This is a genomic window from Scytonema sp. UIC 10036 (genome assembly GCF_009725235.1).
The window spans coordinates 1-23,356 of record NZ_WJFC01000210.1; the positions used below are offsets into that span (position 1 = coordinate 1).

The window sequence follows — 23,356 nt, forward strand, 5'->3', positions numbered from 1 at the left end:
TTTTTTCTATGTTTCATTTTTTTTCTTTTATCTTTCTTCTCAAATCCAAAATCCAAAATCAAAAATCCAAAATCCAAAATCAAAAATCCAAAATCAAAAATCCAAAATCCAAAATCCAAAATCCAAAATCCAAAATCCAAAATCCAAAATCCAAAATGGTATTAGTAATCACCTGTAGTGATGTCGTGCCAAATTTCCAAATCTAAATCATTGATGTAGATTAAAGCACTCTCGATTTGTTCGTGACTTCCTTGTAAATCTAAGTCAAACCAACCATCACCAACACCATTAGAACCGAGCATCGCAGCAGTGATATTCACTGTTAAACCGTAGTTTGATACCAGGCGCGAAATCACTGGTTCCTGATGATATTCTTTAGGAACTCTCAGTCGAATTCGTTTGTGGGTAAGCTGATTTTCTGTAACCATAGTTGTCATCATTGCATTTAATGTTTAGAGTGTTTGATACCTGTTTTCCGTTCTAAAATCTCCTTCAGCACCAAAGTAACGACTGCTAGCAACGCTAACAGCACGGCTGCGGAGAAAGCTGCTTCAGTTTCATACTGTTTGTAAGCATCTTCTATATAGAGGGGTAAGCTTTGGGTTTTTTTAGCAATGTTGCCAGATACTACCGAAACAGCACCAAATTCACCCATTGCCCGTGCATTTGTCAAAAGCAAGCCGTAAAGTAAACCCCAACGGATGTTTGGCAGGGTAACACGCCAAAATATCTGCCAATCTTTTGCACCAAGTGTTCTAGCGGCTTCTTCTTGATCGCTACCTAACTCTTCTAAAACAGGGATCACTTCCCGTGCGACAAAGGGTAAACTGACAAAAGCTGTGGCAAGTATCATCCCAGGAAAGGCAAAGACAACTTTAATATCGTTGGTTTCCAAAATTTGACCGAACCAGCCATTTCGCCCGTATAGCAGTACAATCATTAGCCCTGCAACTACAGGTGAAATAGAAAAAGGTAAGTCAATCAGGCTGAGAACAAAAGCTCGACCGGGAAATTTGTGGCGTGCGATCGCCCAAGCCGCACACAAACCAAACACTGTATTCACAGGCACAGAAATGACAGCTAGAGCTACTGTCAACCAAGCCGCGTGAGTAAATTCCGGACGCGAGAGGTTAGAGAGAAAAGTTCCTACCCCGCTCTTAAAAGCTTGGACAAAAACATTGATGGCGGGGATATAGATGATTAAAGCTAAGTAACCAACTGCGATCGCAATCAGTATGGCAGGAGCAAAACTTTTTGGTTGGACTTGCTTTGAAGTGCTCGTGTCGCTAGTTGTTGAGTGAAAGTGCGGTTGTGGAAACTCATCTTGCGTCATATTTTCTTCCCCAAGCTTGTATGAGATTAATTCCTAGCAACATCACCAAAGAGATAATTAATAACACCATGCCAATAACTGTTGCACCCGAATAATCATACTGCTCCAATCGCTGGAAAATCAGCACCGGAGCAATCAAATCGTTAAAAGGAGTGTTAGAAGCAATAATGACAGTTGAACCATATTCCCCAACAGCACGGGAGAAACCCAACGCAATACCCGTCAAAATAGAAGGAAACAAGGGAGGCAGAAGCACCTTCAAAAAAGTCTGTAGTTGAGAAGCACCCAAACTCCATGCGGCTTCTTCAATTTCCTTCTCCATTTCCATTAACACGGGCTGCACCGTTCTCACAATAAAGGGAAGAGATATAAATATCATCGCTATCCCCACACCTAAACGAGTAAAAGAGACCTTGATTCCCAAAGGTGCTAGTAACGAACCAATCCAACCATTCTCACTGTAGACTGTCGTTAAAGTTAACCCCGCAACTGCTGTTGGTAATGCAAAAGGTAAATCTATAGTGGCATCAAGCAAACGTTTCAAAGGGAAATCGTACCGAACAAAAACCCAAGCAATGAGAGTTCCAAACACCCCATTGATGAGACCCGCAGACAACGATGTAACAAATGTTACTTCATAAGTTGCCAAAGCAATAGGGCTGGTAGCAATTTCCCAAAATCGAGCTGGAGGTTCACTACTTGCCTTTGCCAACATTGCCAGAACTGGTAAAAACAACATTACACTTAAATAGGCAATGGTGATTCGCCAAGTCCAAGGCAAGTTGTAGAGATGCAGTAGATACCTTTTCCAAATAGGAGGCTGTTCGCGAACAGTTCTCCTTGTAGAAGTTGATGAAATGGACATAATTGCTAATTGCTAATTGCTAATTGCTAATTGCTAATTGCTAATTGCTAATTGCTAATTGCTAATTGCTAATTGCTAATTGCTAATTGCTAATTGCTCTTTTTCTATTAGCCATTAGCCATTAGCCATTAGCTGTTAGCATAAATTCCTATTTTACTTTTCCTTGAATTTTGTCAAAGATTGCGCCATCGGCAAAGAACTTTGTCTGGATGGAGTCCCAACCGCCGTAGTCTTGCACTGTGCCTAGATTTTGCACTTTTGGATATTTGTCTGAAATAGCTTTGTTTTGAGCAACTGTCTCATTTACAGAGCGGAATCCTACCTTAGCAAACTCTTCCTGTGCTTCTGGTTCATACAAGAATTTCACAAAAGCTTCTGCGACTTCACGGGTTCCGTGTTTGTCAACGTTTTTATCTACAACTGCAATTGGATTATCAATGGATATATTGACATCAGGAATGATGTAATTGACTTTCTCTCCCTTCTGCTGTGCCAAGATAATTTCGTTTTCGTAGTTGATAAGGGCATCACCTTGCCCTTGCTTGAAAAAGGCGTCAGTCGCTTCACGAGCATCTTTTGTCAGAACTGGTACGTTGCTGTAAACTTTTCTTACAAACTCAATCGCCTTATCTTCTGTTGCTCCACTCTTGATGGCTGAATTCCATAATGTCAGGAAGTTCCACCTTGCAATACCGGAGGTTTTGGGATCGGCAGTGATAAGTTTAACACCATCTTTTGCTAAATCTGCCCAAGTTTTAATACCTTTGGGGTTTCCTTCACGAGTCACTAGGGCAGCAACTGATTTGGAAACAATAGCATTGTTAGGGACTTCTTTGTCCCATCCGGGCTGAATTAACCCAGCTTTCTCAATTCTTCCCACGTCTAAGCCAAGTGCCAAGTGGACAACGTCAGCTTCCAAACCATCAATCACAGCACGGGTTTGAGATCCGGAACCGCCATAACTTTGATTAAACGTGACATTTTGGTTGTGCTCTTTCTTCCACTTTTCCACAAATTTTGGAATAATGGCTTCATGCGCTGCTTTCGTCACGGCGAAGGACACAAGGGTGATTTCAGCATCCTGTTTGTTTGCCGCCACAGGGCTTGCTGTAGCACCTGTTCCAGCACCATCTCCAGAAGAACTGTTTGTATTGCCACCAGAACAAGCTGCGATCGCAACACTTAAACTAATTCCTACTAAAAAGAGAGATAAAAAGCTTTTTAAGGATTTCAGCTTAAATTTACCAGTATTTGTTAAAAATGATTGCCCTGCTTGTCTTAGGACACCCTGCCAGAAACTCATACTCTCGCCCCCCGAAGTTATACGGTTAATTCGTTAGCTAACCGTATTTATTGATAATTGTGAAGTATAATACATGGCTGACGCTAAAAAAGCAAGAGTAAAACAGCACTTAATCGCTCAAGAAAGTGGTGTTTTTAACACACCCCCCCCTCTCGTTCCCAGGCTCCGCCTGGGAATGCCTTACTTGAGGCTCCGCCTCCCGTCCACAGCTAGCTAGGAGTAACTCATGGGTAAGCCATCCTGAAAGACTAACAGTTCTCCTGGCTGGATTATTGTCCAGACTTCATTGTCAGTTAGAGGAGTAGTAGCAATGACAGCAACGCGATCGCTTGGAGTGGTTAATTCGCTAAAATCTACAGTTAAGTCCTCATCAATCAAATGGGCAGCAGCAAAAGGTGCTTGACGCACTATGTAGCTGAGTTTGGTTGAGCAATGGGCAAAAAAGTGTTCACCATCAGATAATAAGTAGTTAAATATACCATTCTCTGCAATAAAACTAGTAATTTCCTTAAGAACCAAATAAAATTTTTCTATAGGTGGCTTATTATGAGGAAAACAGGCTCGCAACTTATCTAATATAAGGCAGAAAGCTTTTTCGCTATCAGTGTTGCCAACAGGTTGATAAAACTCCAAATCCTGGGGATCGAAATCGCGTAAATCGCCATTGTGAGCAAAAACCCAATACCTTCCCCACATTTCCCGCCGGAACGGGTGACAATTTTCTAGAGAAATTTCACCTTGAGTTGCTTTGCGAATGTGGGCGATCGCGTGTTTGGTGTGGATGGGAAAGCACCGCACCAAATCCGCAATGGGAGAAGCAATGGAAGGTTTGGCATCTAAGAAAAGCCGACAGCCCTTACCTTCAAAAAAGGCGATCCCCCAGCCATCGCGATGGTCATCAGTTTTTCCTCCTCTTGCTGCAAAGCCCTCAAACGAAAAACAAATATCAGTAGGTACGTTGCAGTTCATTCCTAGCAGCTGGCACATGGCTGTTGAAATCCTGAACTCTATAAAAACGACTCTGGGATCAAGATACTTTAGAAGTCATACACTATTCTGGCACTAATGTTTCAATTGGCATTTGTCATTTGTCATTTGTCATTGGTCATTTGTTATTGGTCATTAATCATTGGGGATGAGTTATTCTCCCATGTCCCCCTTGTCCCCCATGTCTACCTTATCCCCCATGTCCTCGTTCCTGATAACTTTGACAGTCTCACCTGTCATATTGGGGTGTAGGGGAATATTAAGGGGTTGCGATAAAGTAGACCAAAGGAGATCGCCAGTTGGACTAAACCACTCTAGGTCAATGCGATCGTCTTCTACTGTGTCAGCGTTGTTCCGAAAACTGGCTTCTATATTAACTCGGAATTGACCTGAGTCTGAGTTAAGTGGTTCAATGACTAGCGATCGCTCGACAACTTCCACCACATGATTTAGGGTATCGTCCATCCGCTCTATTAAAGTATTGCGGACGTATAAATACACTCCACTTGCAAATAGTAGCAGAAGTACAGCTGTGATGGCAGTGTACCAGAGAGCAAGACGACGACGGGTGACTTGAAACATAAGGTAAGAGGAGCGTTAGTAGTTAGTAGTTAGTAGTTAAGTAAATCGGCAAGAAAAAACCAACCTATGTAACGAAAAGTAAATCTTTTGTATTGGCTTGTAGTAGCGCTTTAGCGCATGCAATATAACTACACACTAGTAACAATTATTTGCACCGACTTACTGAGTGATTAGTATTAAAAGCATTGCTTTCTGTAGCGCCATAATTGCTCCCCTTACCAGTTTCAAGAAATATGCACTTTTGTTAGTAGTTTTCTGGTTGTCAAAACTGCCGCTTAGACTGGGAGTTTAAAAGCATACTTAGACTTATGTAAAGAACTTAATGTTCCCTATTTTTTATAGTAAAACTTAATTATTCAACACTTAAGTGTCATTACGGAATTCTTTGGACACTCCACCCTACAGAATTCCATATTCTTACTGAAGTGGTCTTAGAGTTCCAAAGGTTAAAGTCTTCTTGTAAAGCTGCTTTGAAAGTGTTTCAAAAATATCTCACAACTCTGTTAAAGTTCAATTTTGATTCGTGATATGTTTTTATCACTCTCTGGGTAGTCTAAACAATAGAAAACAATAAAAAAGGCATAATATTTCAAATTCGATTATTAAATTTAGTTTGTAGCAATAAGCAACCTGTCTGAAACTACAAACTCGTAAATTAGAGAATGATAGTCTTAAAAATGCGTTTTCTGGGTATTCAGCTAAAATCTAGGGCAAAATTGTTGAATTTATAAAATTTGGAAAATTAATTTTTCAAAATCTTATAGAAAATACAGTAATGCTTTAAGTGGAATTCCTAGCATTTTCAAGACTTATTGAAAAGCCTTCTACATTATCTCGTGCCTTTGAGTAACAACCTACTGTATTTTATCAAGAAGCAAGAACCTAGTTATAGAGAAAATCAAGTAGATGTTTACCTTAGCAAGCTGTTCTTAGGTGACAGTACGAGACGTAGTAACGGAATTTTACTTTTTAAAGCGGGAGGTGAATTGTCAGACTTTTGTAAATAATCTTCTAATTTCATTCTTCAATCCACTCTCGGGCTTACCAGGGAATTTCTATTAAACAGTCATTATTAAAATCCAATTTATTTGGATGTGTAAGAAAACGAGAGTTCATCAAACTTACAAAATTGACAAAATCTACCGCGAGGAGCAAACTTTAAAATGAAAAAGGTTCTAGCCATTCTCACCGCTGCTGTTGCTTTGGGAAGCTCTATTCTTACCGCACCAGCCAATGCTGTTGAGCAACAAGTAAACGTTCAAGTAACTGTCGATCCAGTTATTTACCTGCGTACATTCAAAACTATTGATTTGCGAATTACTCAAGGAAATTTGGGTGGAACCGACGGCGACCAAATTCAAGAAACAACAGATGGTAGTACTTTAATTGACAGAACGCCTCCCGAAGCACTGACTACTGGTGGTGCAACATCTGTAGAGAAAGACGTCAACGAACTATTTGCCGTTTGGGGAAATACCGGAACAAGTGTTCAGGTTACTGTTGTACCTGTTGAAGGTTCAGATACACTTACAAATGGAGCCACTGGAACTGCGCTTAGAAAGGCAAAGGTAACTGTTGGTTCATATATTGGTAATAGCACTGGAGCGCTTGGTCCAGAAACTCCTGTAGTAGGAGGCGTTAAATTGTCATTTGCGTTCATGAATAGCACTGACTCAGCAACGAAACCTACAGCAGGTGTTTACACTGGAGGCAAGATTAAGGTAATAGCAGTACCTGGTATCTAATTGAGTCGAGTTGCAGTCATTTCTGGTGCAGGTTTTTTACCTACTGCCAAAATTAGGTCAACAGAAAGTTAAGCCTTAGTCAGGATTTGGGCAACGACATAAATGCTTTAAAGAGTCATAAGTCAACAGTCAGTGGTCAGCAAAAAATAACTGACAACTGACTCTCAAATCCTCTTATCTATACCATTTGTCAGCTTTGTGTAAAAGTCTTATAAATAGCAACTTTGAAAACTAATGATCTGCCAACACAATCTTAAATATTGCTTGGTTGTGGTCATGGCACTTTCTGCTTTGCCACAGCCTCAAGCTCTGGCACAAACAGCATCTGATTTTTCTAACCCATGTCCAACAACAAAATACGAGATGTCATTAATTAATAATGCAACACTCGATAAATTATTACCAGGAGATTTTTTAAGTAGTGATAAGGGATGGGCAAACAACCAACAAGATTTACTAGTACCTCCTTCATTTAATGGAGGTATTAACCGAAACTTGTCACCTTTGTGGAGAATGAGGGTTACCAAACAAGATGCAGCATTGCTTCAAGTTCGTTATCAACTAGTAGCAGCGCAAAATGGAAAACTCAACCCGTTTAACAATATTACTAATCCTGTATCGTCAGGTATTAATGTAGTATCTTCCTGCCCTGAAGCCGTTGACACAGTTGTCGTTGAGGGAGGCATAAAGTTCCAATTTCAGGATTTATCAAATATTAGAAAAGGCGACCACATAGGTCAGTTTTCAGTGTGTGTCAATCGCCGGGATGATGAAAATAAGTGTTTATAGTTTTTGTTTTTTGTTGCATAAGTGTAATATATCACTGCAATTGTTATTTAATGTGTGAGGATATTAAAAGTTCAAATGTTATACAAAACTAGAAATATAGCACTAAGTTTAATTGGTTTATTAGCCTTGGGAATACCGAGTGCTACTGCAATGGAAATTGGCGTCAGTCCTCCTCGTATAGAAGTAGAAATTAACAGTAAAACCCGTACTCAATCAATCAAAATTGTTAACTTATCTTCTGAGCCAGTTGAACTCACAGCACATGTTCGCTCTTGGGTGTTAGATGAAAACAATCAACTACAGGAAGTGGAATCCAAGGAACAGTCTTTAGATCAGTGGATTGTTTTTACTCCTGCTAGATTTACCATTCCACCTCGTCGTTCCCAGACAGTGCGCTTTGCCATTCGTCCTAAAGTTAAACCTGCATCTGGCGAACATCGGGCTGTTATTTTTTTAGAAGAAGTTCCCCGTAATGCTGGCACTTCAGCGGCTGTAACCGCTATCGGTCGCCTCGGTGTTGTCGTTTATGGGTATGCGGGAGAAATCAAAAGGATTGGTTCCCTCAACTCTATAAATGTGGATGCTAAGCCAAATCGTGTAACGGCAGTATTTGATGTTTCCAGTACGGGAAATGCCCATGTACGGATGAAAGGTCAATATGCAGTTTGGCCAGCAGCAAAATATCCCGGTGCTTCAGCAACAAAACCTTTACCTGGTATTGGAAATTCCCAATTAAAACTTCCACAAGATGTACTTCATGCTGGAGATTTACAATCTTTGCCAGTGTTAGCGGGTACTCGCCGACGGTTGGTATTACCTATCAGCAAAAAATTACCTCCTGGTAACTATATTTTAGACATCAATGGTGAGTTAAGCGGATCTCCAATTGATAAGGGTATACCCTTCACCGTTCCTGGTACAGCAGCTACTGCTCAGCCTACAAATAAGCCTGTGAAATCTCCAACGAAATAGCTTTTTTGTATATTTGTAAAAATCTTTAATTTCCAGGGTGCGTTAATCTGGCTGCACCCCTGAACTAATTTTTTGTCAAACATTTCATAGGTAATGAATATTTATACAATTCACAGCCTATCACTGCGCTGGTTATAGGAATCTTTGCGCTTATGCTCTACCTAGCTTTACCACCTGTACCTCCACCAATTATTATCACTTTACCGCCTCAAAAGACGGCGGATGAAACACCGTCTACAGAAAACACACTCTCTACGACTCAGTCTACAGAAACCTCATCACAAAATAGTGGTATTGCTAGTGCAGCAACAGCACAACCATTGCCGTGTAAGCCCCTACAAGCTCAACCTCAGTCATCCTCAATTGAGGAGATGCTAAAAAAAATGGCTTCGTCTCAAGGCAAAACTGTAGATTGTAAACCTCAGGAAAAAAAATTTGATGTTCTGAGTTTGCAAGCACGTCTTCGCAAACAAAAGCCAGCAAAAGGTTTTTTCCCAATCACCAAAGCACCGACATCAGCTAACAACAATTTACCTCTGGTTCGCAGCTCGGTCTCTGAAGAACAACCAAAAGCTTCTGTGCCACTATCAATAATGGATAGGGCTAATTCTGCTAGTCCTGATTCTAGCGAGCAACTGGAATCTCAAAAACCAAGTAACACCTTAGCTTTTGACAAGAGTGCTGAGAAAAATGCTATTCAGAAAATTTTGGTAACTGTACAAGAACTTATCAATTTTTCTCTCTCTGCCTCTCTTAAAAGTAGTATCGATAGTATAGTTCCAGCAAACACTCAAAATTCTCAAATTATTGCCAGTACTCCTCAAGTTGCTAGTGCCAATCCACAACCAGTCGCCACTGCACCTCTCACCAACACAAATGGAGTTAACTCTACTAATACCCCTTATAATGAGAAACCTAATACCCAAAGCCTGACTAGCACTTTAAATCAAATTGCTAACAAAAATGCTGTTGGGAAAATTTTGGCAGCAGTACAAAAACTGATCGAACTATCTCTACCGGGTTCTCTTCAAGATTCTGTTGCTACAAACACTCAAAGCCCTCAAGCGATCGCAAATTCAAGGCTACAGCAGGGGTCTGATTCAAAAGAAACTATAGATAGTACTAAGGTAGCAACACAAGGAAATAGTAGTACTGGCCAAGTCAACAATTCTGGTAATAATTCTGGAGAGGAGAGGGTGAACGCTCACTCTTCTATTGAATTGGCAAGAACACCTGGTGAGCCTTTCTTAGTTGGTGTACTTATTAACGGACGAGAAGTTGGTACTTTAGATGTTATTCAAGAAGGTAACACTCTTCTCATTCCTTTAGAAAGCTTTGCCGAAATTGCTGGGTTAACTGTTGAAGAAACAGATAACAATATACAATTGAAGACTCCCTTAGGAGTTATAAAACTATCATCTCTTGTTCTCAAACAAATTAATGGTATTACTTATATTAGTAATGCTACACTTCGAGAACAATTAAGAATAAATATTGAATTAAATACTGCTGAGTTAACTTTGCTAGCTGACCTACCTTGGCGGGCAGGAAGCAGGCAATATCAAGGCTCGGCTGAGGAATTAAAACCAGAATTTTTACCCCCTGCTAGTGTCTTGTCAACTTTAAGGCAGGAATTAAGTTATTACAATACTAATGGAGATAGCAGCTTACGAAGTTCTACCCTTGTAGGTGGAAGACTTTTAGGATGGTCTTGGCGGTTGCGTCTCAATAATACTTTTGAAGATCGTCCAGAAGTTTCGGAGTACTTTTTATATAGACGTAATGGTCCGTTTCGCTTTCAATTAGGTCGGCAACAAGTCGGTTTACATCCTTTGCTGAATGGGTTAGACCTAACAGGATTGCAATTTGGTTATACTAATCTACCAGCAGATAGATTTAGTACGGGTTATGATGCTAACGAGCTCTTACCCAGACGTTCTACACCTATACAAACATTTCGCGGTCAAGCTGCTCCAGCAAGTTTTGTACAACTGAGAGTTGATGGTGTTATTATTGCCCAACAACAAGTAGGCTTTAATGGACAATACGAGTTTCTGGATGTCAATTTGCCCGTAGGTCAAAGCAGTGAAGTACAAGTTTATATTTTCGATCGCAGCAATCTAAGCGTACCCAGAGAAATTCGTACTGTTAGACTGAATCCTTCCGATCTGTTATTACCAGCAGGAGGCAATATACAAGTTGCTGGGGTTGGGTTTAGTGGTAATTTAGCACAGAATACTTTATTTGGAGAGTCTAATTTATCTGATGAAGGTAAACTCGTTGGATTCTATCAATTACGACAAGGGCTTTCAAATAATTTAACTTTAGAAGGTTCAGTCCAAGCAGCACCAGATGCTCTTCAAACCCAAGCAGGTTTTATTTGGCGATTGGCAAATCCAATGATTTTGTCTGCAAGTGCTGGGACTTCTGGCGATAAAGTAGGTTATTCTGCTGATTTAGATGTACAGCTTGATAAATTAGAAATTAATGCTAATTCACAGTCCTTACCACGAGGCTATAGAAGGGATGAAGACACTAAAGGTTTTCACAACCACAGTTTAGAAGTTAAGTACCGTTTTGGCAATAAATACACTTTGGGATTTATTGCCCGCGATCGTCAAGATGAAAGCAATTCTTCAACTTACATATTGCCTACATTTGCTGCACGACCTTTCTCTAGTTTGTATTTCAGTGGTAGACCTGATGTTGATGGACGTTATTTATTTAATGCTTTCTATCAACCAAATAGTCTAACACGATTAACTTTTAATGCTTATGGTAATGAGTATATCTCGGATTTAAGTTATAAGTTTGCTCGGAATTATCAGCTATCCTTTGGGACTGAATTTGGTGGTGATTTGGCTTCTCGTTACTCTGTCAGTGTTGGTCACAATCCCAGCAATCTTAATAAACTCAGTTGGAATGTAGGGCTTGCTTACAGCGATGGAGACATAGGACCCATTGCAGGTGCTAGCATGCAAGTTCTTCCAGGTCTACTTGCTAGATTCGAATATCAAGGTATTCCTACAAGAGCTAGAACTGGTTTTGGTGGAGTAGGTGACGATCGCCTCACACTATCATTGATTTCAGATCTATCTTTTGGTGGCGGAAGAATTGCTCCTACTAACTACAGTGGTATTGGCAAAGAACGTGGAGCAATTGCTGGACGGCTTGTTGTTGAGGGAGAAAACAAAGGCTTTGACTTAAGTGGAACTGTCGTTAGGATTTTTGATAACCGTAACAAAAATGTTGGCTCGACAAGAACTGACTCTAAAGGCAACTTTTTTGTAGGCAATTTACCAGAAGGTGTGTATGTCGTTCAACTTGAACCTGAAGAATTGCCAATAGAACTTACAGTGATGAAAAACTCTGCTGTAGCTGAGGTAGCAACTTCTGCAGTCACAAGCCTAGATTTCCCTGTGAGACCAGAATTTGGTGTAGCCGGACGTGTTACTGACATTGCAGGTCAGCCAGTTTCACAACTGAGAGTAGAACTGATCAATGGTGCTGGCGCACGTGTCTTGTCTGCTGTCACCGATAGCTTTGGTCTTTATCGCCTTGATGGAGTTCCTATTGGTTTCTACACCTTGCGGGTTTCTACTCAAGATTCGCTCAACCCCAACGATACCTTGCCCAAACGGGAAATACAAATTCGCAACCAGTTTGTCTACGAGCAGAATTTGCAATTACCAATTTCTGCTGCAAGTAAGAAAAAGCAATAGGGCGACATGAAATATTGAATCTCCTCATATCATTTCATCCTAAGATTGCTTCCGACGCAATATGTGAGGTTGTGCGAATATGATGCTGAATCTAGTAACGATCGCACGCTCTACGAATTTGGGAAAACCGAATATAATATTATCAAGCAAGATTAGCAGCGATCGCCTACTATAGAATTTTAAAGGCGTATTCGTAATTATCATGTCTGCTCAGTCTGTCTCTGTACCTTCCTCCGCTACAGATACTACTCCACAAAAACCCTCTATCTCTATTCCCCCTCTTGTCGGAGCAAGTCTGGAGGAATTAACTGCTTGGGTGCAGCAGCAGGGACAACCAGCGTATAGGGGAAAGCAACTGCACGATTGGATTTATCACAAGGGAGCGCGATCGCTCAATGATATTTCCGTCTTTTCCAAGCAATGGCGTGCAGAAGTTGCCGAAACTCCCATCGGGCGTTCAACAATACACTACCGTTCTGTTGCCCCTGATGGTACAGTCAAATATCTTTTAAAACTTACAGATGGTCAAATTATAGAATGTGTAGGTATCCCCACTCTACGGGGGGGAGATGGAGAGATGAGGCGATGGGGCGATGGAGAGACAACCCAAAATCCAAAATCCAAAATCCAAAATCCAAAATCCCTAGAGCGCTTGACTGTTTGTGTTTCCAGCCAAGTCGGTTGCCCAATGGCGTGTGATTTCTGCGCTACTGGTAAAGGAGGATACAAACGCAATTTGGCACGTCATGAAATCGTAGACCAGGTGCTGACAGTTCAGGAAGATTTCCAGCAACGGGTGAGCCATGTGGTATTCATGGGTATGGGCGAACCGCTACTCAATACCGATAATGTCATAGGAGCCATCAAATCCTTAAACCAAGATGTGGGTATCGGACAAAGAAACCTAACTGTCTCAACAGTTGGCATTCGCTCGCGGATTCATCAACTTGCCCAACACCAGTTGCAAGTAACGCTTGCTGTGAGTCTTCACGCCTCCAACCAAGCACTTAGGGAACAACTGATTCCTAGCGCTCATTCTTATTCTATAGATGATTTGCTGGCAGAATGTCGGGAATACGTAAAAATCACCGGACGGCGCGTCACCTTTGAATATATTCTCCTGGCTGGAGTGAATGACTTGCCACAACATGCAATGGAGTTATCACAACACGTGCGCGGCTTCCAAAGCCATGTCAACTTAATTCCTTACAACCCCATTCAAGAAGCCGATTACAAACGCCCCAGTGAAAAGCGAATACAAGCGTTTGTCAACGTCCTCAAGCAGCAACGCATCGCTGTAAGTGTTCGTTACTCCCGTGGTCTCGAAGCTGATGCTGCTTGCGGACAGTTGCGAAGAACAGTGAACAGTGACCAGTAACCAGTGACCGATGACCGATTACCACTAACCACTAACAACTATCCACTAACCACTAACCACTATCCAGTTAATTTCTAGCAAGAATGCCAGGGGCATAAGCTTCAATGACTTTGCCAGTACGCATACAACTGACTAACAAGTAGTCACAGATTGGGCATTGGGTTCGAGTTTGTTGACTGTGAAAGATATAGTGTCTTTCTCCTTCGCTGCCACAGTTTGGGCAGCGAATTTTTTGTACCGTTTTTTGTACCGTTTTTTGTACTGTTTTTTGTACTGTTTTTTGTACCGTTCTTTCTACCAGTTGCATCTTAATAACCCCTGAATATCATAAATTTTGAAAAAAAATGCCAATTAAACCTGATAAATCAAAGAGATTTACAGAAATTTAAAAAGCGAAGTAATCCATTGCTTAACTTAACACAGAATGAGTAATTACTCTCATTGATATTTGTTTATTATCCTTATCTTTAAGTTATCTGCTATCCAACTTTAGATATATAAATTAAATCTTTAAAGAAAAGTATTATGTAGAAATCGACGATCCCAATGGCTTATGCTTTGAGATTCATGTATTTTCAGTCAAACCTATTTGCATTTGTTAATATAAGTGTATTGTCAAAATTCAAGCTAGCTGGAGTAGGAAATAGGGGGAAGAAGTTTTCACTCCATCTCTCTGAACAATTGCCAGTAGGTATCTGTCTGGTAGAGACTCCGGGAATGGCGTTACAAGGCAGCAAGTCTGTAGCGAGGAAAAAGTTTAACTTTAAGGGTTTCAGATTAAAGCGTGGCATTTGGAACGACACTTAACAGACGCTCAGTCTATTTACATATCTCAAAAATATGAGTTAATAATTTACTCTACCTTTAGTTTTAGTAACAAAAGGTTAATTTTAGTTTTAATTAACATTTAGTTACATCAACTTGAGCAAGGAAGGTAACAGATACTTGGAATCCAAAATAAATTTATTCAGAGAAATTTAAGAAAAAATTCCAATTAGACTTATTAAGCAGACTAGTTATGTTTGCTAATCTGATGATAAGTAATGGGTAATGGGTAATGGGTAATGGGTAATGGGTAATGAGACTTTCTCAATTATCAATTACCCATCGCTTTTTTTTAGGATTGTTAACTGCTCATCGGTCACTGGTCACTGGTTACTTTTAAGGATGGAAATAATCGTAAATTTCTTGAGCTAAACGCGAACCAATACCTGGAACTTCAGCAATTTGTGCGGGTGTAGCTTGCCGAATGTAATCCACCGAGCGAAAATGTCCCAATAGTTGCTTTTGTCGATGATGTCCCAATCCGGGAATTTCATCTAAACGCGATCTCTTTAACTTATCGCTACGCTGCTGTCGGTGAAAACTCACAGCAAACCTATGCGCCTCATCCCGCAATCGTCGCAAGAGTTGCACTCCAGATTGTTCCGGATCGGTTTTTAAAGGTTGCGACTCGCCCGGTAAAAAAATCTCTTCCCGACGTTTTGCCAAGCTAACCACTCGCAAGTCTTCCAACAAATTCATCTCTTGCAAAACAGCAACAACAGAAGACAATTGACCTTTACCACCATCTATCATAATAAGGTCGGGCCAATCAGGATTTCCCTCACGAGGTAATTGCGGATCTTCTCCGTACTTGCGGAACCGACGTTGAATGACTTCAGCTAGACTGGCAAAATCATCTGAATGTCCTACTGTAACAGTTGGATTTTTAATCTTGTAATGGCGGTAGTGCTGCTTTGCTGGTAATCCATCGATAAATACAACTTGGGAAGCCACAGCATTAGACCCTTGGATGTGGGAAATATCGTAGCCTTCTATTCGGTGGGGTAAGTCGGGTAGATCGAGAATAGTCGCTAGATCCTGCATCGCTTCATTGTTGCGATCGCTCAATTTTTGCATTCTTTGCAATTCATATTGAGCATTTCGCTCTACCATCTCAATCAACTCTGCCTTGACTTGACGCTGTGGAGTCAAAATTGATACCTTTCGTCCCTTTCGTTGAGTCAAGACATCTGCAAGTATTTCGCTATCAGGTAGGTCGTATTGTACCAATATTTCTGTAGGGATTTCTACTGAGTCAGCCGTTTGATAATGCTCTTCAAGAACTCGTTGCAATATTGCTCCCGGTTCAAACTGGGGAGACAAGGTAGACAAGGGAGAGGGGGAAGACAAGGTAGAAGATTCTACCTTGTCCCCCTTGTCCTCTCCCTTCACGTATCCAAAACCGATAGGAATTTTCAGGTCAAACAAACTATTGCTGCTACCGTTGTTACCCGATACAGCTTGGGTTTGGGTGACAGTCACCTTAACCAACTTGGAATCTCCGTCCCAAGAGTATACCACCTTAAAATCAGGATGACCGCCACGATAAACATACTGGTCAAACAGGAACAGGAGATTGCGTCCGGTTGCTTTCTCAATCGCCCGCAGCAAATCTACTGTTTCTACGGTATTATGAGCGTTATCCCGCACAAATGTCTGGATGGCTTTCCAAAACAACTCTTCTCCTAATTCCGCCCGCATCATGTGATACACACACGAACCTTTCTCGTAGATGTGGCGATCGTAAAGTTCAATCGCTTCTCGATAAACGTGGGTTACCATGGGGCGACGGTAGCGTCCACTATCCTCAGCCAGATAACTCCGGGCTTCTAACAATCGATAATATGCTGCTTCTTCTGCTCCATATTCTCGTTCTGTCCACATAACCTCTGAATAAGAAGCCATGCCTTCTTTAATCCAAGCATGAGACCAATGCTTGATCACCACCAAATCGCCAAACCACTGGTGCGCCAATTCATGCACAACCAAGCTTTCCGTGTTGCGGTTATCCAGTGCGGCTCGTGCATCCAACAAACACCTATCTGTCAACAGCGTTGTTGAAGTGTTTTCCATTCCTCCAAAGATGAAATCATCCACACATACTTGAGCGTATTTGGGAAAGGGGTAGGGATAACCGTACTTCTCACTCAAAAACTCTATCATTTGAGGAGTTTTGCCCATACTGCGCTTGGCATCTTCCTCGCGTCCCTTTTCTACGTAGTATGTTACGGGAATGCCATTCCATTCATCGCGAATTTCTGCAAAATCACCAACAGCAAGAGTCATCAAGTAAGTTGGATGCACTTGCTTTTGCAACCAGTGATATATTTTGTAATCGCCGTCTTCATCTGTAGCGATGAGTTCGCCATTGGAAATTGCGATGAGGGGTTTGGGAACACGAAGGCGAATTTCCGACGTCGATAACTGTCCCGGATAGTCAAAACACGGGAACCAAAAACGAGAATCTTCGTCTTCCCCTTGAGTCCAAACTTGGGTGGGCTTGTTGGGGTAGTATTTGTCTGCTTCTATAAAGTAAAGACCCCGTTGTGGTTTTTCTGCTGAGTAGGCAATCGCGATCGCAATCTGCTTGTTAATCTCAGTTAGGAGATTCAGGTAGATCCACAACTGCTTGCCGTCGTATTCAAACTGTTGTGGGTTACCATCCACTTGAACCGACTCAATGTTGAGATTAACGGCATCTAGAACCAAGCTCTCCAGACCATTACGGATAGGTGTTAAATTAATGATACAAGTACCGTAGTAACTTTTGTTAGGAATATCTAGGTTGAGGTCAAGAAAAATATGCTCTACCTGTCCGGGTTTATCTGGATTGTAGTGCGGTTTTGCCCCCGGTAACTCAAAAGACTTGTATCGGTTACTTTCTGTATCAAAATAATGTTGCGACATCGATGTTTACTGACCTTAGAAACCCTGAAAACTCTTAAACTGAAACACTGGAGCAACAACGCGATCGTTTCGTGCTGTTCCCCAATCCATCCCATACACCCTAATACTTTGCACCCTCTTATCTCTGTACAGGCGTTTTATCCCAAGAAAGTTTAACATTCTGTAAAAATATTCTAAATATATATAAATTAGAATAGCTCGCCACTATCTAAAGGAATATATTTTTCAGATAAAGAACTTTCTTGTGCGGATTGGCATTTAAAACTGGTGTAGTCACTCTAGAATCCCCAGAGAACCTTCCCTGTATAGAAGTAATAATCTTATCAGTAATTACCGAAAAGTTAACATCAAATGAGTAAAGGATTCCGAAAACTCCACAATGACGTTTTTACTAACCTCTAAGACAATTTGAAGAAAATAGGACATTTTGACAATGCCAGAAAGTAAATCTAAGAATAATTTTTTAATTCCTGCTATTGGTACTGCCGTAGTTATTGCAGGGGGTGTAGCTGCCTACATGTACTTTAAAGGAGGTCCTCAAGGAAATGTCTCCGACGCTCTCAATGCTGCCAAAATCGTACCAGATGAAGCGTTGATGGCAACCTATATTTCCACCGATCCAACAGTTTGGGCAAAGTTAGAACAGTTTGGGACACCAGAAGCCCAGAAGATAGTCGCCAAAGGGCTAGAAGACTTAAACAAAAGCCTCTCAACTGACAACAGCATTTCCTATGAACAAGATCTAAAACCTTGGGTAGGGGGCGTGATGATTGCCTTACTTCCACCCAACACAGTCAAACCCGCGCAAAATACCCCGCAAGCTTCCCAGCAATCCAACGTCCTGATGGTGGTGGGAATCAAAGATAAAATCCAAGCTTTGAACTTTGCTACGAAATTAAAAGGACAAAAAGACCTAAAAACCAAAGAAACTGACTATAAAGGCGAAAAAATTATAGAAACTGTTGGGAAAAGCTCACCTACATACACTGCTATTTTAAATAATACATATGTAGTATCAGCAACGGAAAAGCCAGCAATAGAAAGTGCGATTGACACATTTAAAGGACAGCCTTCCTTTGCCAATAAAGAAGGTGCAAACAGCTTGCTAAGCCAAGGTGTCAACGTCGAAAACACCGTCGCCCAAATCTACGTACCAGATTATGCTGGTATGGTACAGCAAGTGATCGCCACCAATCCACAAGCAGCACAATTACCGCCACAAACTTTGTCACAATTAAAACAAGTAAAATCAATGGTGGCAGGGATTGGTATTGACAATGTAGGTGTACGGATGAAGGCAACTGCTAAATTAGATCCCCAATTGGTGAAATTCCAGTACCAAAATACTGGGTCTAAAGTTGTATCAGAATTTCCAGCAGATACAATGGCAATTATAAGCGGGCAAGGAATCAGCAGTTGGTGGACAACAGTTGTCGAACAATCAAAAGAAATTCCTGAGTTAAAGCAAACCCTTGAAACAGCCCGCCAGCAACTGCTATTAGTCAATATTGACCTAGATAAAGATGTTTTTGGCTGGATGGATAGGGAATTTGGAATTGCAGCCATTCCATCCAATCAAGGCGTACTAGCACAAATTGGCTTTGGCGGAGCATTTGTATTTCAGACAGGCGATCGCAAAACAGCAGAAGGTACCCTTAGCAAATTAGACACCCTTGTCCAAGGACAATCTGTCAACATTGCCAAGAGAAATATTGGTGGCAAAGAAGTGACAGAATGGCAAATTCCCAAACAAGGAGCATTGCTATCACACGGTTGGCTCAATCAAGATACCTTATTTGTAGCGATCGGCGGTCCGGTAGCAGAAATGCTAGCAAATCGTACAGGTCCAAGCTTAGACAACAGCGCGAACTTTCAAGCAGTCACCAACACCTTGCAAAAACCCAACGGCGGCTACTTCTATATAGATATGGATAAAACCGCATCCCTACTCAATCGCTTCGCCACCGCACAACAGCAACCAATTCCACCAGAAGCCAGTGCTATCATGAGTTCCATTCGCGGTTTGGGCATGACAGCCACTAGCCCCGACAAATCAACCTCTCAAGTCGAGATTTACTAGCATTAAAACCCAAATCTGGTAGTTAAGTTTTACCCCACCCTAACCCTCCCCGATGGATTGGGGGGAACTTGATTTTAGTTTCCCCCCTTTATAAGGGGGATTAAGGGGGTAAACTCCATTGGTGACACAGTTGACGGGCGAGATGTTTATTTCACAAGAGATTTAGTCAAATTCTTACAAATCAGATAAGATTGCTATAAATTGGAAATATCAAACTTCTTTGTCGAGCTTGCGTTGTGGCAAAAATCACTCTTGAAGTACCGGACGAATTATCAGAACAACTAGTGCAACTGGGCGATCGCCTTCCAGAATTGCTTGCACTTAGTCTTCAACAACCACCGCTTCCTGCTAGAATATACCGATACATTCTTGATTTTCTGGCTAGTAAACCGACATCAGAGCAAATTCTTGCTTTCCGTCCCACACCAGAAATGCAACAACGATTGCAAACTTTGGTGAAGCGAAGCCAAGCAGGAGAACTGACTGCTACGGAACAAGCAGAATTAAATGAGTACGAACGCATCGAACATTTGGTAATTATGCTTAAAGCTGGTAACTTAGCCAATTTAACCACGACCTCATAAGTGTTACTTATATTCTGGCTGCAATGCGTCGCTTAGTTGAAGAACGAGCAAGATACAGATGCGAGTATTGTTTGCTACCTCAAAATGTTTCATTCTTTCCTCATGAAATTGACCATGTTATTCCTGAAAAACATGGCGGTAAAACTGATGCAGGCAATTTAGCTTTCACTTGTTGGCGTTGTAATCGATACAAAGGTACCGATCTAGGTTCTTTTGATCCTCAAACAGGTGAATTTAGCTTTCTATTCAATCCTCGCATACAGCAATGGACTGAACATTTCGCTTTTGAAAAACTTAGAATCGTTGGGTTAACTCCTGAAGGACGCACAACCGTAAAATTGCTTCAATATAACAATGATGAAAGGCTTGCAGAAAGAGAAAGATTAGGCGAACACCCCTCATAAGAATCTTACAAAAAATAAATCATCCAATCTTTTGAGGTTAGCGTCCTCGCCCACTCTTGTATTACTCCCTTCCCGCTAAAAGATTACCAACTATGTATTATGTAAACTACAAATATGCGACAAGAAGAATCTCTCGTTTTTACCATTAATTAAAACGAGATGAATATGTAAAAGGTGATGAAGCTCTTGAAAAAGAGCCACTATTACAGTCTGAAACGAAAAAATTTTGTTTGACCTTTGATTGTCAAGCTATACAATTAAGCAACTAAAAATGCTCCTAAAAAACCTTTAGTCAAAAGGACAGTAGCGTGGAGCGCGACTCATGCGATACGGCTTAAGCTATAGCGCACGCTTCTCTGGATGATAAGCGCTCAAAAATCAGTAACCCGCAACTGGGTTATTTAGTGATATATTTTTTTGTAATCAATACAGACGTTCTGTAAATGAGGGAGCATTTACCATGACTGAATCTCAGCAGGAGTCAAAACAGTCTTCTAAGTTTTTTTATAATTTATTACCTAAAAAGTGGAGTCGCAGTACTAAGAAAGGTGTTATTCAAATACTGCAAGCATTTGGAATAGCTTTATTTATTTTTATCTTTCTTCTGCATATAGAATTACTTTTTAAAAAAGCAGATAAAAGTTTGAAAAAACAAATTGAGCAAACTGAAGGAAATACAACCGAGGTAACTTCAGTAAGTCAACCCGAATCAAGGCTAGAAAGTAAAGTTCAACAAAGCAGGTCAAAAGAAGAAAACCAAGATAAAGAGAAGAAATGTGAAGATGAATATATTGTCTCTTATTTTTGTTGGCTTGGAGAATCAAAATTATTGGGACAAGTACAAAACTTTGCTGTTCTTGTCGCTGCAATATTGTATGGGTTTGACGTTTTGGAGCGTAGGAAACAAATGGAACGTCAAGCTTGGCAGTTAATTGATGGTGCAAGAGGTTCTGAAACTAGTGGTGGAAGGTATCAGGCTATTTTGGATTTGTATGAGGAGGATAAAGATTGCCTCTTAAGAGGATTGGACGCTAATAGAGCAGATTTAAGAGAAATTGAATTGCCTGGAGCTAACCTTGAAAGGGCAAATTTTAGAAGCGCTGACCTTCAGGGAGCTAATCTTGAAGGGGCTATTCTTTATGATGCTAACTTAATAAAAGCCGACTTAAGAGGTGCAAATCTTAGTAATGCAAAGCTTATGGGTGCTGATTTGAGAGAAGCTAAATTTAATAACCGTGACCATAACCCCGATAAATCAGAAGATCACCTTCAAGAAAATAAATATTTTAAAGAACGTAGTGCAAATTTGCAGGGCGCTGACCTTCGTTGGGCTAAACTCGATAAAGCTAACTTTGATAATGCAAACCTTTCTCAGGCAAAATTAAATAATGTTATCGGTCATGCTACATTTCATAAGGCTAATCTATCTAATATACAACCAGTCGATTTTCTGAAAAACAATCAACTAGAATTAGGCGGTACTCAGTCAAATGACTCTCCTTCTAATCCCCTAGAAATTATCGGTATAATAATACAACAAATAAGAAACATATTAAACAGTGAAGTTTCTGTTTTTTTATAAGATGATCCTTTACTTCAAGACTTATCCCAATCTTTAAAAGTTTTAGAAAGTTTAATGAAAGCTATTGAAGAAAATAGAGATTTTAATCAATCAAATTCTCAAAAAACTGTAAATCCTCTCCACATTGCATCTGATTTAAGTTCTGAAATCCCTGAATTAGCTCGTGATTTGAAAGAAATAGACGAGCAAATAGAAAAAGGAAAACAAAATATTTTCCAAATATCAGAAGAGATGGAAGCACTGGAAAAAAAAATGGGACTATAGAACTCCTATTTTATTTTTGAAATCTTATTATAGATAGAGCTAAAGCTCATAAGTATTGAATGATGGGCTTTAGCTTTAGCTAAAAAAATCGGTAATTTTAGAGCACTGAAGAGAGTAATTGTTTACGAACAGAACTATATAGTTCAACCTCTGGGGATAAAACTCACTCTTGTTTAAAAGCAATATCCGTGAATGAAATTGATTCAAATCGGGAAACCCTTGTTTAGCAAAGGATACAAGTTTTAGGTTCAAACGGCAATTTAACCCACAAGACCTGATTACGAAAATACCTCGCACGCTCGTTATCACGTCTGGAGGTAATGGCGATCGCCTACCCTGGGGTAGAAATGCCCAGAATTATTCCAGCGAGAGCGTTTGAGGGATTTAACACGCATTCATTCACGGGTATTGTGTTTAAAAGTAAGTTTTATCAAATATTAGATAATTATTATTTATCATCATATTCGAGAATATCCACAGATCTCTAATAATGTATTTAATGCATCCAATAATTCTGGGGATTGCTTTTTAAAGTCAGGTATCCAATTTTTGTTTGCGTGTCGAGATTTTTGGGTTAAAGCGTGTATTTCTTGACATAGAGTATATGCTTGATTGTTACTTGGACTTATATAATTTGTTAATTCTTTTAGTTTATGTCTAATCTCTGGGAGTTTTTGTAACGCATTAGTATATTTTTCCAATATACTCACAAATTTGTTAGTTTCCTTCACAAAATCGTTTGCATAAGAAATATATTGCTTTTGTCCATGCTCTAAATTTAATACTTTGACAGCATCAACTAATTTTAGTGTCTCAGAAGTTTTTATTTTTATCTCTTGATTTTTTTGTTGTAAATCAGTTATGTTTGAATTTATAACTTTTATGTTTGAAACTTTTGTTTCTGAAACTTGTGTTTTTAATTTATCAACTTCTTTAACTAAAGATTCGATTTCGATTCTTAATTTTTTAATTTTTTCCAAATTAGAATGTAACATATTTTCTCCTTTGTTTTAGATTAACGTATTGAGTTTAAA

At 40.2% G+C, this 23,356-nt stretch carries 17 protein-coding genes and 2 pseudogenes; 10 read left to right on the forward strand and 9 right to left on the reverse strand.

Annotated features, from left to right (window positions below):
- Positions 1-161: 161 nt before the first annotated feature.
- From F7734_RS50765 to F7734_RS50790, 6 genes and pseudogenes are all read right to left on the reverse strand, one after another.
- Positions 162-428, reverse strand: a complete 267-nt coding sequence (locus F7734_RS50765) for an NIL domain-containing protein (RefSeq protein ID WP_155751901.1) — start codon at positions 426-428, stop codon at positions 162-164.
- A gap of 17 nt (positions 429-445) precedes the next feature.
- Positions 446-1,333: a sulfate ABC transporter permease subunit CysW gene (cysW, locus tag F7734_RS50770; RefSeq protein WP_155751886.1), complete on the reverse strand. Its 888-nt coding sequence runs from the start codon at positions 1,331-1,333 to the stop codon at positions 446-448.
- Positions 1,320-2,198, reverse strand: a complete 879-nt coding sequence (cysT, locus tag F7734_RS50775) for a sulfate ABC transporter permease subunit CysT (protein ID WP_155751887.1) — start codon at positions 2,196-2,198, stop codon at positions 1,320-1,322. The genes cysW and cysT overlap by 14 nt, the downstream gene beginning before the upstream one ends.
- A gap of 148 nt (positions 2,199-2,346) precedes the next feature.
- Positions 2,347-3,501, reverse strand: a complete 1,155-nt coding sequence (locus F7734_RS50780) for a sulfate ABC transporter substrate-binding protein (protein ID WP_155751888.1) — start codon at positions 3,499-3,501, stop codon at positions 2,347-2,349.
- 213 nt (positions 3,502-3,714) lie between these two features.
- A complete protein-coding gene (locus tag F7734_RS50785) occupies positions 3,715-4,488 on the reverse strand; it encodes a class II glutamine amidotransferase (RefSeq protein WP_155751889.1) in 774 nt (257 codons plus the stop codon).
- A 210-nt stretch (positions 4,489-4,698) separates the two neighbouring features.
- Positions 4,699-5,070, reverse strand: a pseudogene (locus F7734_RS50790) (sensor histidine kinase); the annotation flags it as partial.
- Between the two features lie 1,163 nt (positions 5,071-6,233).
- Here F7734_RS50790 and F7734_RS50795 point away from each other — a divergent pair.
- The 5 genes from F7734_RS50795 (at position 6,234) to rlmN (ending at position 13,676) form a co-directional block, all read left to right on the forward strand.
- Positions 6,234-6,815, forward strand: a complete 582-nt coding sequence (locus F7734_RS50795) for a hypothetical protein (protein ID WP_155751890.1) — start codon at positions 6,234-6,236, stop codon at positions 6,813-6,815.
- Positions 6,816-7,091: 276 nt separating this feature from the next.
- On the forward strand, positions 7,092-7,604 hold the full coding sequence (locus F7734_RS50800) for a hypothetical protein (protein WP_155751891.1): 513 nt from the start codon (positions 7,092-7,094) through the stop codon (positions 7,602-7,604).
- A gap of 75 nt (positions 7,605-7,679) precedes the next feature.
- Entirely contained in the window at positions 7,680-8,576 is an 897-nt protein-coding gene (locus F7734_RS50805; RefSeq protein WP_155751892.1) for a fimbria/pilus periplasmic chaperone, read from the forward strand.
- Between the two features lie 152 nt (positions 8,577-8,728).
- Positions 8,729-12,298 carry a carboxypeptidase-like regulatory domain-containing protein gene (locus F7734_RS50810; protein WP_155751893.1) on the forward strand — a complete coding sequence of 1,190 codons (3,570 nt, stop codon included), beginning with the start codon at positions 8,729-8,731 and terminating at the stop codon, positions 12,296-12,298.
- A 202-nt stretch (positions 12,299-12,500) separates the two neighbouring features.
- Positions 12,501-13,676 (forward strand): 23S rRNA (adenine(2503)-C(2))-methyltransferase RlmN, encoded by a 1,176-nt coding sequence (rlmN, locus tag F7734_RS50815; RefSeq protein ID WP_155751894.1) that lies wholly within the window; start codon positions 12,501-12,503, stop codon positions 13,674-13,676.
- Positions 13,677-13,743: 67 nt separating this feature from the next.
- On the opposite strand, the gene F7734_RS50820 is transcribed toward rlmN, so the two are convergent.
- Both F7734_RS50820 and uvrC read right to left on the reverse strand, forming a co-directional pair.
- Positions 13,744-13,983 (reverse strand): replication restart DNA helicase PriA, encoded by a 240-nt coding sequence (locus tag F7734_RS50820; protein ID WP_243147529.1) that lies wholly within the window; start codon positions 13,981-13,983, stop codon positions 13,744-13,746.
- Between the two features lie 854 nt (positions 13,984-14,837).
- Positions 14,838-17,408 carry an excinuclease ABC subunit UvrC gene (gene uvrC, locus F7734_RS64660; protein ID WP_155751895.1) on the reverse strand — a complete coding sequence of 857 codons (2,571 nt, stop codon included), beginning with the start codon at positions 17,406-17,408 and terminating at the stop codon, positions 14,838-14,840.
- Positions 17,409-17,841: 433 nt separating this feature from the next.
- Between uvrC and F7734_RS50830 the strand changes: the two are divergent.
- The 5 genes and pseudogenes from F7734_RS50830 to F7734_RS50850 all read left to right on the forward strand — a co-directional run bounded on the left by F7734_RS50830 (position 17,842) and on the right by F7734_RS50850 (position 22,322).
- Positions 17,842-19,514 (forward strand): annotated as a pseudogene (locus F7734_RS50830) (DUF3352 domain-containing protein).
- Positions 19,515-19,724: 210 nt separating this feature from the next.
- Complete coding sequence (locus F7734_RS50835) at positions 19,725-20,072, forward strand: hypothetical protein (RefSeq protein ID WP_166482668.1); 348 nt, start codon at positions 19,725-19,727, stop codon at positions 20,070-20,072.
- Positions 20,069-20,476 carry an HNH endonuclease signature motif containing protein gene (locus F7734_RS50840; RefSeq protein ID WP_166482669.1) on the forward strand — a complete coding sequence of 136 codons (408 nt, stop codon included), beginning with the start codon at positions 20,069-20,071 and terminating at the stop codon, positions 20,474-20,476. Before F7734_RS50835 ends, F7734_RS50840 begins: the two co-directional genes overlap by 4 nt.
- A gap of 460 nt (positions 20,477-20,936) precedes the next feature.
- Entirely contained in the window at positions 20,937-22,058 is a 1,122-nt protein-coding gene (locus F7734_RS50845) for a pentapeptide repeat-containing protein (protein WP_155751898.1), read from the forward strand.
- A gap of 54 nt (positions 22,059-22,112) precedes the next feature.
- A complete protein-coding gene (locus tag F7734_RS50850) occupies positions 22,113-22,322 on the forward strand; it encodes a hypothetical protein (protein WP_155751899.1) in 210 nt (69 codons plus the stop codon).
- 458 nt (positions 22,323-22,780) lie between these two features.
- On the opposite strand, the gene F7734_RS50855 is transcribed toward F7734_RS50850, so the two are convergent.
- A complete protein-coding gene (locus F7734_RS50855) occupies positions 22,781-23,317 on the reverse strand; it encodes a hypothetical protein (RefSeq protein WP_155751900.1) in 537 nt (178 codons plus the stop codon).
- Positions 23,318-23,356: the final 39 nt, after the last annotated feature.